Annotated in this window: 13 protein-coding genes and 1 tRNA gene; 3 read left to right on the top strand and 11 right to left on the bottom strand. The window is 69.9% G+C overall.

Annotated features, from left to right (window positions below; genetic code table 11):
- Positions 1-95: 95 nt before the first annotated feature.
- The 6 genes from VFL28_01225 to VFL28_01200 form a co-directional block, all read right to left on the bottom strand.
- Entirely contained in the window at positions 96-311 is a 216-nt protein-coding gene (locus VFL28_01225) for a DUF2905 family protein (GenBank protein HET7263260.1), read from the bottom strand.
- Positions 308-1,348 (bottom strand): Holliday junction branch migration DNA helicase RuvB, encoded by a 1,041-nt coding sequence (ruvB, locus tag VFL28_01220; protein ID HET7263259.1) that lies wholly within the window; start codon positions 1,346-1,348, stop codon positions 308-310. Before ruvB ends, VFL28_01225 begins: the two co-directional genes overlap by 4 nt.
- A gap of 14 nt (positions 1,349-1,362) precedes the next feature.
- Positions 1,363-1,995 carry a Holliday junction branch migration protein RuvA gene (ruvA, locus tag VFL28_01215; GenBank protein ID HET7263258.1) on the bottom strand — a complete coding sequence of 211 codons (633 nt, stop codon included), beginning with the start codon at positions 1,993-1,995 and terminating at the stop codon, positions 1,363-1,365.
- Complete coding sequence (locus VFL28_01210; GenBank protein ID HET7263257.1) at positions 1,992-2,477, bottom strand: crossover junction endodeoxyribonuclease RuvC; 486 nt, start codon at positions 2,475-2,477, stop codon at positions 1,992-1,994. The genes ruvA and VFL28_01210 overlap by 4 nt, the downstream gene beginning before the upstream one ends.
- 162 nt (positions 2,478-2,639) lie before the next feature.
- Complete coding sequence (locus tag VFL28_01205; protein HET7263256.1) at positions 2,640-3,101, bottom strand: DinB family protein; 462 nt, start codon at positions 3,099-3,101, stop codon at positions 2,640-2,642.
- Positions 3,102-3,120: 19 nt separating this feature from the next.
- Complete coding sequence (locus tag VFL28_01200; protein ID HET7263255.1) at positions 3,121-3,855, bottom strand: YebC/PmpR family DNA-binding transcriptional regulator; 735 nt, start codon at positions 3,853-3,855, stop codon at positions 3,121-3,123.
- Positions 3,856-3,980: 125 nt separating this feature from the next.
- Here VFL28_01200 and VFL28_01195 point away from each other — a divergent pair, with 125 nt between their 5' ends.
- Positions 3,981-4,232, top strand: a complete 252-nt coding sequence (locus tag VFL28_01195) for a multicopper oxidase domain-containing protein (GenBank protein HET7263254.1) — start codon at positions 3,981-3,983, stop codon at positions 4,230-4,232.
- 12 nt (positions 4,233-4,244) lie between these two features.
- On the opposite strand, the gene VFL28_01190 is transcribed toward VFL28_01195, so the two are convergent.
- Complete coding sequence (locus VFL28_01190; GenBank protein HET7263253.1) at positions 4,245-6,743, bottom strand: PBP1A family penicillin-binding protein; 2,499 nt, start codon at positions 6,741-6,743, stop codon at positions 4,245-4,247.
- 216 nt (positions 6,744-6,959) lie between these two features.
- Between VFL28_01190 and fdhD the strand changes: the two genes are divergently transcribed.
- Entirely contained in the window at positions 6,960-7,856 is an 897-nt protein-coding gene (fdhD, locus tag VFL28_01185) for a formate dehydrogenase accessory sulfurtransferase FdhD (protein HET7263252.1), read from the top strand.
- On the opposite strand, the gene VFL28_01180 is transcribed toward fdhD, so the two are convergent.
- Positions 7,845-8,843, bottom strand: a complete 999-nt coding sequence (locus VFL28_01180; protein HET7263251.1) for an anion permease — start codon at positions 8,841-8,843, stop codon at positions 7,845-7,847. The genes fdhD and VFL28_01180 overlap by 12 nt on opposite strands.
- Before the next feature lie 237 nt (positions 8,844-9,080).
- Between VFL28_01180 and VFL28_01175 the strand changes: the two genes are divergently transcribed.
- Entirely contained in the window at positions 9,081-10,718 is a 1,638-nt protein-coding gene (locus VFL28_01175) for an HD domain-containing phosphohydrolase (protein ID HET7263250.1), read from the top strand.
- Between the two features lie 189 nt (positions 10,719-10,907).
- Here the strand turns inward: VFL28_01175 and VFL28_01170 are convergent.
- From VFL28_01170 to tyrS, 3 genes are all read right to left on the bottom strand, one after another.
- Positions 10,908-10,984: transfer RNA gene (locus tag VFL28_01170), tRNA-Ile, on the bottom strand.
- Positions 10,985-11,059: 75 nt separating this feature from the next.
- Positions 11,060-11,278 carry a hypothetical protein gene (locus VFL28_01165; GenBank protein HET7263249.1) on the bottom strand — a complete coding sequence of 73 codons (219 nt, stop codon included), beginning with the start codon at positions 11,276-11,278 and terminating at the stop codon, positions 11,060-11,062.
- Between the two features lie 36 nt (positions 11,279-11,314).
- Positions 11,315-12,547: a tyrosine--tRNA ligase gene (gene tyrS / locus VFL28_01160; protein HET7263248.1), complete on the bottom strand. Its 1,233-nt coding sequence runs from the start codon at positions 12,545-12,547 to the stop codon at positions 11,315-11,317.
- Positions 12,548-12,559 lie beyond the last annotated feature (12 nt).

Here is a 12,559-nt window from a genome sequence, read left to right as displayed (position 1 = left end):
GACGAGCGGCGATTCCGTCCCGAGCGCCGGGCCCGACGAGCCCGTCCAACAGGCGGCGGCCGCGGCGAGGCCCGCCGCGAGCAGTGCGCGGCGGGTCATCGCCGCGCGAAGAGGAGGTTGAGGAGCAGTGTCAGCAGGAGGCTCACAAGCACGCTGCCGAGGATCGGCACGTACAGCGTGACCCCCTTGCGCTGCAGGTAGATATCCCCGGGCAGTCGCGGCAGCGTCCCGAGCAGCACGATCGCGCCGCCCATGATGACGAGCAGGAGGCCGAGGCCGACCAGCAGCCGGCCGATCGACGCGGGGGTCACGGGAAGAGCGCGCCCTGACCGCGCGGCGGGCGTTCGGGAACGGCTACGCCGAGATGGTCACAGGCCTGCGGGGTGACGCGCCGCCCCGACGGCGTCCGCGTCAAGAAACCGATCTTCAACAGGTAGGGCTCAATCATCTCGACGATGCTGTCGACTTCTTCGTTGAGTGTCGCCGCGAGCGCCTCCACGCCGACCGGGCCGCCGCCGTAGACCTGCACGACCGTGCGCAGCAGCTCGCGATCCTGCGCATCGAGCCCGATCGGATCCACGCCCTCGAACTCGAGCGCCTCCTTCGCGACCTCGGGCGTGAACTTGCCCGCGGCGCGGACCTGGGCGTAGTCGCGCACCCGCCGCAGCAGACGGTTCGCGATGCGGGGCGTGCCGCGCGAACGCCGGGCGATCTCCTCCGCCCCGTCGTCGGCGACCTCGACGCCGAGGATCGTGGCCGAACGGCGGACGACCCGGGCCAGGTCCTCGACCGGGTAGAAGTCGAGGTGGTGCGCGATGCCGAAGCGGTCGCGCAGCGGCGACGAGAGCAGGCCGGCGCGGGTCGTCGCTCCGACCAGCGTGAACGGCCGCAGCGTGTACCGCAGCGTCCGCGCGTGGGCGCCCTTCTCGATGACGAAGTTGACGCAGAAGTCCTCCATCGCCGGATAGAGGAATTCCTCGACCGCCCGCGAGAGGCGGTGGATCTCGTCGATGAACAGCACATCGCCGGCCTCGAGGTTGGTGAGGATGCCCATCAGGTCCCCGCCGCGCTCGAGCGCCGGGCCGGACGTCGTCACGATCTTGGTGTTCATCTCGGCGGCGATCACGTTGGCGAACGTGGTTTTGCCGAGCCCCGGCGGGCCGTGCAGCAGCACGTGGTCGAGCGCGTCGCCCCGCTCGCGGGCCGCTTGAATGCTGATCGACAGGCCGGTCACGACGCGCGGCTGCCCGATGCACTCCCCGAGGCGCTTCGGCCGCAGGCTGCGGATGAACTGCTCGTCGGCGTCCGCCCCGGCCGGCGGCTCCCCGGTCCCGCTCGCCGGCCCGATCGTCCGCTCGCGCGTCACGCGAGCGACCCCCGTTCCAGCCGGTAGACTTCCTGCAGGAGCGCTTCCGCGGACGCGATCGCGCCGTCGCGGCGCAGCGCGTCGGCCACCATCCGGCGCGCCTCGACGGCGCGGTAGCCGAGCTGGCGCGTCAGCACTTCGATCACTTCCTCCTGGAAGCCGGCCGGCGTTTCCTCCGGCTCCGCGCGAACGTCGGTGCGGAGCAGCGCGTACTTGCCCATCTTGCCGTGCAGCGCGGCGACGATCTTCTCGGCGGTGCGCGCGCCGATGCCGGGCATCTTTTGGAGAAAGGCGATGTCCTTGCGCTCGATGGCGTCCGCGACGCGCTCGATCGGATGCGCGAGCGCTTTCATCGCCTTCGTCGGCCCCACGCCGTCGACGGTGATGAAGCGCTCGAAGAATTCCTGTTCGACCTCGCGCAGAAATCCCACCAGCAGGGGGCGCGGCTGATTCGCGCTCACGTGGTAGGAGATGTGCAGCTCAACGGTCTCATCCAGCCGATGCGGATCGGCGCGCAGCAGGTCGCGCAGAAACGCCGGCAGGTGCACCTCGTAGCCGACCCCGCCGCAGTCGAGCACCAGCATCTCGTCGGTGCGGCGCATCACCCGGCCGCGCAGCAGCGCGATCATGCCGGCACCAGCGAGACGCCCCGGCGCGACAGCGTCACAAGCGCCAACGCGAGCGCGTCGCCGACGTGGCTGACGGGCTCCCGCTCGAGCCGGAGCAGCGTCCGGACCATGCGCTGGATCTGGCGTTTGTCGGCCCGGCCGGAGGTAACGAGCGCGCGCTTCACCGCCGCGGGCGGAATCGTCTCCATCGGAATCCGCCGCTCGGACGCGGCGATGCTGATCACGCCGCAGACGTGCCCGATGAGAATGCCGGTGCGGGGAAACGCGGGATGCGCAAAGACGTCCTCGAGGGCGATCGCGTCGGGCCGCCATTCGGCGAGCACCTCGCACAGCCCGGCGTGCAATTCGGCGAGCCGGTCGGCGAGCGGCGCGCGCGGATCGGTGCGGATCACGCCAGCCTCCGCGACCCGCAGCACGGGTCCGGTCTCGATCATGCCGTAACCGGTCAGGTGCAGGCCGGGGTCAAGGCCGAGTACCCGCATGCCAACGGCGCGGCGGCTCGGCGCCGCGGCTCGAGACGGGCTCGCGGAAGCGAACACGAACCAATGTTCGCCATTAGCCGCGGGCCTTCCTGCGGGCCTCATTGAAAGGGGCCCGCGCGCCTCCTGCCTGTCTCGGGCGCCTGCCCGGTCGTCCCTCCGCGGTCAGCGGGCCGCGAAGACCGGCTTGACCCCTGCCAACCGGAGATAAATAGACAGCTGGCCGTTGTGATAAAAAGCGTGCGGCACCTGGAACCCGACCAGCGCACCCTGCGGCAGTTTTTCGCCCCACGGCGCCTCGACGATCTTCCCGGCCTCCTGGTCTGTCAGACGGTCCACACCCGCGAGGTACCGCTCGCCGCCCTGCCGAACCGCGTCGAGCACCTGCGCGCGCGACCGGTGGTTGTCCGGCGGAAACGCCGTGATGCGCTCCCAGACGGTCTTGCCGACGTTGTCGCCGAACATCACGGACGAGTTCGCGATGTGCAGTGCGATCTCGCGAAACGACTTGATCTCGAGGCCCTCGTGCCTCTCGTCGAATCGCGCCTCAGGCATCAACTCAACGTTCTGTTGAACCGCGATCCAGACCCTGCGGAATCCGGGTTCGATACTCTCGCGAAGCGACACAGAACACCCCCCCGTGGTCTCAGCCGACCTGCTGCAGTACTTCGTCCGGAATATCGAAGTTCGCGTAGACGTGCTGGACGTCGTCGTGATCCTCCAGCGCTTCCATCAGGCGCAGCACGTGCTGCGCGTCTTTGCCGCTCACGGCCACCGACGACTTCGGCACCATGGTCACCTCCGCGAGCGTCGGCTTCCAGCCGGCCCCCTCGAGCGCCCGGCGCACCTTCACGAAGTCCTCGGGCGCGGTCGTGATCTCGTACTCCCCGTCGGTCGTCTTGATGTCCTCGGCGTCGATCGCCTTCGTGATGACCTCGTCTTCCGACGCGACCGACCGGGACAGCGTGATGAGACCCTTCTTGTCGAACATCCACGCGACCGAGGCGCCCATCGAACCGCCGGCCTTGGTGAGGACGTTGCGAACCTCCGAGGCGGTGCGATTGCGGTTGTCGGTCGCGACCTGGATCAGGAGCGCCACCCCGGCCGGCCCCATGCCCTCGTAGGTGATCTCTTCGAAGGTCGCGCCGTCGCCGCCGCCCGCCCCGCGCTGCACCGCCCGCTGGATGTTGTCGTTGGGCATGCTGGCGTCGCGGGCGCGCTCGATCGCCGATCGCAGGCGCATGTTGTTCGCCGGATCCGCGCCGCCGTCTTTCGCGGCGATGATGATCTCCCGCGCGAGCTTGCTGAAGAGCTTGCCCCGCTGCTGGTCGGCCTTGCCCTTTTTGATCTTGATGTTATGCCATTTGGAATGTCCTGACACGGCTATCCCCCTCGAAGGAACGGCCCGCCCGGGCGGCGTGCCCGGGCGGTCTGCCCTACTACTATACTGGGGCGGCCCCGAGCGGGCAAGCGGGTCCCATCCGGACCAACGACGAACGTGGGGCCATGGCGCGCCATCACCTCCCGCCGCAGCTCACCACGTTCATCGGTCGCGAGCTCGCCGAGGTGCGGCGCCGGCTAGTCTCGACACGGCTGCCGACGCTGACTGGGGCCGGCGGCGCCGGCGCGGTGCGGCTCAATCCCGGAGGAACAGCGTCGTTAGAGTTCGTTCCGGCGCGCCGCGGCCGCTACGCGTTCGCCTGTACGCTGGAGGGACACCGCGAAGCGGGGATGTCCGGAACGCTGGACATACGGTGACCCGGCAGTCGCCTACTTGATCTGGACCGTGACGGTCGCCGTGCCGGCGGTGGTTGCGCCGTCGGGGCCCGCCGTCGCGGTAGCGGTGATCACAAGCGATCCGCCGGATGGCCGCAGCCACGAGTTCACCTGGTAGGAAAATGTACCGGACTGATCGGCGCGGATGTAGACGTCCGCGGCCTGCACCCGGAGCGCCCCGCTCTCACTCGTCACCGTGATGTGCACCAGCGTGCCGGGGGGCGCCGCCCCGGTGATCGTGAGCGGCAGATCGACCGCGGTGCCGTGGCGCGGCGCGGTAATGACAACCGGAAGCGCGGACGGCGCGCGCGTAGTCGACGGGATCGTGATCGTCTGCGCCGGAGCCGCGGAGGCCGGCGTACCGGGCGCGGTCGTAGCCCCCGCCGGCACGGCGGGCGCCGCCGCGGGAGTCCCCGGCGGCGTCTGGCCGGAGGGCTGCGGACCGGCCGGCTGGGGCGACGGCGCGGTGGGGACCACGGGCGTCGCGCCGTCCGGTTCGGTGCCGCGGATGAACACCTCAGGCCGGGTGGTGCAGCCTGCCGCAGTCGTGTCGGTCGCGCAGACCGTCGCCTGTACCACGCCGTCCGGCGACGTCCAATCGTCCTTCGAAAGCGCCGGCAGAATCTGCTTCATGAAGGCGGCCCACGTCCGCGCCGGCAGGCTGCCGCCGGTCACCTTGTTCATCGGCGAGTTATCATCGTTGCCTACCCAGACACCGGCGACGATCGACGGCGTGAAGCCGATGAACCACGCGTTCCGATAGTCGTCCGCCGTCCCGGTCTTGCCGGCCTGCGGAATGCCGATCTGGGCGGCCGTGCCGGTGCCGCGCGCGACGACGCCCTTCAGCATGTCGGTCATCACGTAGGCGACCTGCGGGCTCAGCACGACGTGCCGGTCCGAGACGTGTTCCTCGAGCACCTTCCCGTGATAGTCGGTCACGCGCGTGACGGCGAGCGGCTCCGCGCGGATGCCGCCGTTGGCGAACACGCCGTACGCGGAGGTGAGCTCGAGCAGCGTCACGTCGGACGACCCGAGCGTGAGCGACAGATTCGCCTGCAGCGGGCTCCCGATCCCCATCCGGTGGGCGAGGTCGACGATGGCGCGCGGGCCGACCTCCTCCTCCAGCCGGATCGACGCGACGTTGATCGAGTTCTCGAGCGCGTAGCGCGCGGTAATCAGGCCGTGCCACTTCTTGTCGTAGTTCTCCGGCTTCCAGAGACTCCCGTCCGGCATCGGGAACTCGATCGGCGCGTCGAGCAGTATCCGGGTCGGTGGGACGCCGCGCATCACCGCGACCGTGTAGGTGAACGGCTTGAACGCGGAGCCGGGCTGGCGGTGCGCCTGCCAGGCGCGGTTGAACTGGCTCGTTCGGAAGTCGTACCCGCCGATCATCGCCCGCACGTACCCGGTCCGCGGATCGATGACGACCATCGCGCCCTGCCGGGCCTGCAGGTGGTCGCGCTTCGCCTCGTCGAGGGCGCGGCGCACCTGCTCTTCCGCGGCCGCCTGCATCTTGAGGTCGAGCGTCGTGTAGACGCGCAGCCCGCCCTTGTACAGCATTTCCTCGCCGTACCGCTGCAGCAGCCCCGGCAGGATGAAGCTCACGAAATACGGCGCGCGGATGCCGATCAGGCCGGCGTTCGTCTTGGCGGCGAGGCGCAGGGGCGCGTGCTCGGCGGCGGCCATCTGCCCGGCGGTGATATCGCCCTGCTCCACCATCCTCAGCAACACCTCGCCCATCCGCGTCCGGGCACGGTCGAGGTGCTCGTAGGGCGAGTAGTACGACGGCGCGCGGATCAGCCCGGCCAGCATCGCGCTCTCGGGCAGCGACAGCTTGGAGGCCGGCCTGCCGAAGTACACTTCGGCGGCCGTCTCCACGCCGTAGGCGCCCTGCCCGAAGTACACCTGGTTGAGGTAGCGTTCGAGGATCTCATCCTTGGTCAGGCGCCGCTCGATCTGCACCGCGAGCAGGATCTCCGCGATCTTCCGGGTGAGCGACTTTTCGCTCGTGAGGAACATGTTGCGGGCGAGCTGCTGGGTGATGGTGCTCCCGCCCTCGGCGTAGCCCCGGTCCTGCAGGTTGTGCAGCCCGGCCCGCGCGACGCCGCGTAGCGAGAAGCCCCTGTGCCGGTAGAAGTCGGCATCCTCGGTGTCGATCACGGCGCGTTGGAGATTGGCGGCGACCTGGGAGAGCGGAATGCTGTCGCGGTTTTCGCGGTAGAGACTGGCGATCAACTGTCCGTCCGAGGAGTAGATCCGGGTGGCTTCGCTCGGAAGGTCGTACAGGGCGTCGACCGACGGGAGGTGCGCGCCGATCGCGGCCCCGGCGCCGACGAGCAGCCCCGCGGCGACAAGCACGACGGCGGTGCCGGCCAGCGCCGCCGCGAGGACGGCCTGACGGACGATCCGCCACTGCCGGGGTGTCAGACGCCGGCCCCGCGCGCGCGCGGCGGTAGAACGTCGGACGGGGCTCGGCCCCCGCGATCTCCCCATTATTTCAGCGGCCTCTCCTTGCGTCGACGATGTCGGCTGCGACTGGTATGACGGTGGCCCGAAGGGCACACCCTTCGGGCCGGGCCGGACGCCGCTCGTTCATCCGACTTTCATATCGACATCCCCCACTATACCTTTTCAAGGACGAGCGGGCAACCGACAACCGGCCGCGCGTGCGTTGACGCTCGGGGGGGCCGTTGCTACGATGAGCGTGCGATGCCTCCCTCCGACGGACCCGAGACCGCCGCCCCGGCCCGGACGAGCACGATCCGCCGGCAGGTGTTGCAGGCCCGCGAAGACGCGGCCCGGACCCGCACCGACGTCCTCGCCGTCGAAGAACCGCTCGAAATCCGGGTGTATCCGCCCGACGGCGCACCGTACGAGCGGATCTCGGTCACGATGCGCACGCCCGGATACGACTTCGAACTGGCGGCCGGGTTCCTGCGCACCGAAGGCGTGGTGCGATCGCCGGAGGATGTCCGGACGATCAGCTACTGTACCGACCCCTCCCTCGACGGCGGCCAGCGGTACAACATCGTGAACGTGGTCCTGCGGCCGGGCGCGCCTTACGACGCGGAGCGGCTCAGACGCAACTTCTACACGACGTCGAGCTGCGGCGTCTGCGGGAAGGCCTCGATCGAAGCGATCCACGTCCAAGGCATCACCGGCGCCGGGGACGACGGCCTGACCGTCGGCGACGAGACGCTCGCGCGGCTCGGCGACGCGCTGCGGGAAGCCCAGACACTGTTCGCCAAGACCGGAGGGCTCCACGCGGCGGGGCTCTTCGATCCGGACGGTCGGCTGCTCACGCTGCGCGAGGACGTCGGCCGCCACAACGCGGTCGACAAGGTGGTGGGGCACGCGTTCCTCGGACGCCGCCTGCCGCTGCGGCGCCAGATCCTGATGGTGAGCGGGCGCGCCAGCTTCGAGATCGTGCAGAAGGCCGCGGCCGCCGGCCTCCCCATCCTCGCCGCGGTCTCGGCGCCTTCCAGCCTCGCCTGCGACGCGGCCGAGACGTTCGGGATGACGCTCGTCGGGTTCGTGCGCGGTCCGCGGTTCACGATCTATACCGGCGCGCGGCGCGTCCGCCTGCGCGGCCGCTCACAAGCCTAGGCGCAACGCCAGCCGCATCAAGATCCACCCGAGCCCGAAGCACGCGGGCAGGGTCAGCACCCACGCCACCACGATGTTCCGGGCGACGCTCCAGCGGACCCACCGGACGCCCTTGGACGCTCCGACGCCGAGAATCGCGCCGTTGATCGCGTGCGTCGTGCTGATCGGAATGCCGAGCCGCGTCGCGATCTCGATCGTCGTCGCCGCCGCGGTCTCCGCGGCGAACCCGTCGAGTGGATGCAGCTTGGTGAGACGGAAGCCCATCGTCTTGACGATGCGCCACCCGCCCGCCGCCGTCCCCAGCCCCATCGCCAGCGCGGCGGCGCCCATCACCCAGATCGGCACGTAGAACGTCGACCCCAGCGCCCCGTAGGTGAACAGGGCCAGCGACATAATCCCCATCGTCTTCTGCCCGTCGTTGCCGCCGTGGCTGAACGCCATGTACATCGACGATAGGAGCTGCAGCCGCCCGAAGACCCGCGTGACCCGGGCCGGCGGCTGCCGGTAAAATAACCAGTACAGCAGAACGATCACCGCCGACGCCGCGAGCAACGCGATGACCGGCGAGTAGCCGATGCCGACGCCGACCTTGACGACCCCCGGCACCACGACCGCCTTGACGCCCGCGGTCGCGACGCCGGCGCCCAGCACGCCGAAGAGCAGCGCGTGGCTCGAGCTCGTCGGCATCCCGAGGTACCACGTGAAGAAGTCCCACCCGATGCCGGCGACGAGTCCGGCGGCGATCGTCGCCTGCGTGATGACGTGCGGATCGAGGAAACCCTTGCCGACCGTCGTCGCAACGGCCGTTCCGGTCACGGCGCCGGCGAAGTTCAGCACGCCGGCCATGGCCACCGCCTGGCCCGGCCGCAGGACCCGCGTGGCCACGGCCGTGGCGATCGCGTTCGCGGCATCGTGGAAGCCGTTGACGAACTCGAAAACGAGGCCGAGCGCGAGCACGCAGACCAGAAGGACGAAATGGGAACCCACGGGTGGTATCGCTTGCATCTCGCCGCCCGCGATCCCTCCGCTCCGCGTGGGCGCCCGCCCCGCGAAGGTCCGCCGGGACGAAAAAAGGAGTATCTAGTATAGTAGTAACAATATGCCGTTTCACGCCCCGGCGAAGCGGGGCACGGGGGAGCGATGAAACCCGACCGCCACACGGGGACATCGACGCCGGTTCACCGGGCGCCCGCGACGGCCGAGTCCGACGCCGGCGATCCTCGCATGCGCGCCGAGCTGATGAAGCGCCTTGTCGGGCTCAGCGAGACGCTCAACCGCCCTTCCTCCGTCGCGGGCGTGTCCGCGGCGATCGGGCAGGCGGCCGAGGAACTCGGCGGCGCGACCCGCGTCGCCGTGCTCCTCCGCTCGGCCAACGGCATCATCACCTGCGCCTGGTCACACGGCATGTCGGCCGCGTACGTCGGGGAGCTCGCGACGCCCGACGGCGCCGCCGCGTGGTCCCACCTCGCCCGCTACGCGGAGCTTGCGTGCATGGATCTGCCGAAGAGCCGCAGGACGTCGGCGCCCGAGCCGATTTTCGTCGAGGACAGCCGCGGCCTGCCGCCCGGCAATGAGACGCGCAGACGGGCAGACCGCGAGGGCTTTCGTGCCTTCGCCTCCTGGCCGCTCGTGCACGAAGGGCGGGCGACGGCCGTGATCGTCTGCTACTACGACGCGCCGCGGACGTGGTCGGCGCCGGAGCGCGAGGCGATGCTGACGTTCGCCTGGCAGGCCGCGGCCGCGCTCGAGAACGGACGGTCCTATGAGGCGCAGGGACGCCGCACGGCCGAGCTCGAGGCCCTCTACGAACTCAGCAAGCGGCTGCGCAGCGCCCGCACGCCCGCGGAGATGTATCCCGTGCTCGTCGAGCAGGCGGTGCGGCTCGTCCGCGCCGACCACGCGGCGCTCGCGCTGCTCGGCGCGGACGACAAGACGCTGACGACGGTAAGCGCGTCGGGCATCGCCGCCGATTACGTGGGCTCGACGGGTCCCGTATCCCCGCCGATGGCGCGGATGTTTGATGCCGCGACCCTGCACGTCACGCCGGACCTGTCGGCGGACGACGCGGCCGCGTTTACCACGGCCGCCCAGATCCACGGGACCATCGGCCCGTTCGCGGTCGCGGTGCTACGCGCCGACCAGGACGTGATCGGCACGATCACCGTCGGCCGGGCGCGGCGAGGGCAGAGGGAGCCGTTCGTCGAGGCCGACGTCCGCGTCCTCAAGACCATCGCCGAGACCGGCGGCGCGGCGATTCACCGCTCACGCCTGTTCCAGAACCTGCAGGATTCGTACATCGAGATGGTCCTCACGCTGGGCCGCGCGCTCGACGCCCGCGATTCGTACACCGGCGGCCACAGCGAGCGCCTCGCCGATTGGTCCGAAGCGACCGGCCGCCTGCTCGGCTGCCGCGACGACGAGGCGCAGGACATCCGTTGGGGCGCCCTGCTCCACGACATCGGCAAGATCGCCGTCCCCGACGCCATTCTGCGGAAGCCGTCGAAGCTGACGGAGGAAGAGTGGCAGGTGATGCGTCAGCATCCCATCACCGGCGAGGAAATCCTCCGGCCGATCGAACGGTTGCGCGGCGTCGCCGGCATTCTCCGCCACCACCACGAACGGTGGGACGGCAAGGGCTATCCCGACGGACTCATCGCGGAGCGGATCCCGCTCGGCGCCCGGATTCTCGCGGTCGTGGACGCCTACAGCGCGATCACGGACGAGCGCCCGTACAAGCCGGCGCGCTCCCACGACGAGGCCATCGCCGAGCTGCGCAGGTCCGCGGGCTCCCAGTTCGACGTCAAGGTCGTCGACGCGTTCTGCAAGATGCTGGAGCAGCGCTCCGACAAGGCGGGGACCTAAGGACACGCGTTCCCCGATTGACGGAGCGGCCGGTCCCTGCATACCCTCGGATCACCATGGCCCACCGGATCACGCTCGGACAATTCGCCGCGAAGGTGGACAGACTGGTCGCGATCGTCGCACGCGGGTTCGAGCAACTACGTGGGCAGATGCGCGATGGCTCCGCGACCGTTCATGCCCGCTCAAATCTGGTGGGCCCTCGTGGACTCGAACCACGGACCTCACCCTTATCAGGGGTGCGCTCTCACCACCTGAGCTAAGGGCCCACGCGTTACGTTCCTAGTATAGGGACGGCGCCGGAGAGCGTCAATCAACGGCGGCGCAGCCGGCGGTGCCCGGTCTCAGTCCCACTCCGGAAAGAAGTACATGCCGGCGATCGTCGCGATCCCGATCAGCGCGATCAGCATTGGGTTGCCGACGAAATACGGGAACACCGTCAGCACGGCGCCGCCGAGGACCATGCCGAGGCGGTCCGTCTTGCGGCCGTACACGAACGCCGCCATCCCGATCAGGCTGAAGACGAAGCCGAGCGCGAGCGCCGCGGGGCTGAAATCAAACATCGCGGAAGGGTATGCCCCTTCGCGCGGCCGGACGGACTAGGCGTCGAGGCGCACCTTCGCGAACCGGCGGCGGCCGACGCGCACGACGAGGCCGTCCCGCACCGGGACGTCGGCGTCCTTCGACGCCCTCGCATCGTCGAGCGTCACCCCGCCCTGATCGATCAACCGGCGCGCCTCGGTGTTGGACGGCGCGAGGCCGAGCGCGACGAGCAGGTGGGCGAGCCGCATCGTGCCGTTCCCAGCCTGACCGCGGCCCAGCGTCACTTCGGGGATCTCTTCCGGCCGTTCGCGCTGCTGGAACACGCGCGCGAACTCCGCCGCCGCGGCGTCGGCCGCGGCGGCGCCCCAGTGGCGCGCGGTGATCGCGTGCGCGAGGCGCTGCTTCACGTCCCGGGGGTGCGCGGCGCCGGCCCGCAGCGCGGCCTCGATCGCGCCCACCTCCTCGAGCGGCACCAGTGTGCAGTACTCAAAGTACGAGATCATCAGGTCGTCGGCGATCGACATCACTTTCGCGTACATCTGAGCCGGCGGCTCGGTGATCCCGATCGCGTTGCCGAGGCTCTTGCTCATCTTCTGCACACCGTCGAGCCCCGGCAGCAGCGGGGTCAGCACCACGACCTGCGGCTCCTGCCCCATCTCGCGCTGCAACTCCCGGCCCATCAGGTTGTTGAACTTCTGGTCGGTACCGCCGAGCTCGACGTCGGCCTGAATCGCGACCGAGTCGTAGGCCTGGCAGAGCGGGTAGAGCAGCTCGTGCAGATGGATCGGCAGATGCTCCCGGAAGCGCTTCGCGAAGTCGTCGCGTTCGAGCAGCCGGTGCACGGTGGCCCGCCCGGCGAGCCGGATCACATCCTCGAACCGCATCGGCGCGAGCCACTCGCTGTTGAACACCACCCGCGTGCGGGCCGGGTCGAGAATCCGGCTGTACTGCGCACGGTAGGTCGCCGCGTTGCGCTCGACGGCCTCCCGGTCGAGCTGCGGCCGGGTCTCGGACTTGCCGGACGGATCCCCGATCAGTCCCGTGAAGTCGCCGATGACGAGAATGGCTTCGTGGCCGAGGTCCTGGAACTGCCGCAGCTTCTGGAGCACGATGGCGTTCCCGATGTGGATGTCCGGCGCCGTCGGATCCATCCCCAGCTTCACGCGCAGCGGCCGCCGCCGCTCCAGTTTGGCCAGCAGGGCGTCCTCGCTGATGATCTCGACGGTACCGCGGGCGAGCAGCGCGAGCTGCTCGCGGGGAGCCGGGACGTGCGCGGCGGGGGCGTTCACGGCGGGATTATA

Source organism: bacterium, assembly GCA_035691305.1.
In the GTDB taxonomy this organism is placed as follows: Bacteria; Sysuimicrobiota; Sysuimicrobiia; order Sysuimicrobiales; family Segetimicrobiaceae; genus DASSJF01.
Note: the sequence above shows the minus strand (reverse complement) of the source record. Positions and strands in the feature narration are given on the sequence as shown.

Excerpts from the sequence above, each read along its gene's own strand:
- ruvA (HET7263258.1), bottom strand. The coding sequence starts at position 1,995 with ATGATCGCGCTGCTGCGCGGCCGGGTGATGCGCCGCACCGACGAGATG.
- VFL28_01175 (HET7263250.1), top strand. The coding sequence starts at position 9,081 with ATGCGCGCCGAGCTGATGAAGCGCCTTGTCGGGCTCAGCGAGACGCTC.
- VFL28_01210 (HET7263257.1), bottom strand. The coding sequence starts at position 2,477 with ATGCGGGTACTCGGCCTTGACCCCGGCCTGCACCTGACCGGTTACGGC.
- VFL28_01195 (HET7263254.1), top strand. The coding sequence starts at position 3,981 with ATGGCGCGCCATCACCTCCCGCCGCAGCTCACCACGTTCATCGGTCGC.
- VFL28_01165 (HET7263249.1), bottom strand. The coding sequence starts at position 11,278 with ATGTTTGATTTCAGCCCCGCGGCGCTCGCGCTCGGCTTCGTCTTCAGC.
- VFL28_01190 (HET7263253.1), bottom strand. The coding sequence starts at position 6,743 with ATGGGGAGATCGCGGGGGCCGAGCCCCGTCCGACGTTCTACCGCCGCG.
- fdhD (HET7263252.1), top strand. The coding sequence starts at position 6,960 with ATGCCTCCCTCCGACGGACCCGAGACCGCCGCCCCGGCCCGGACGAGC.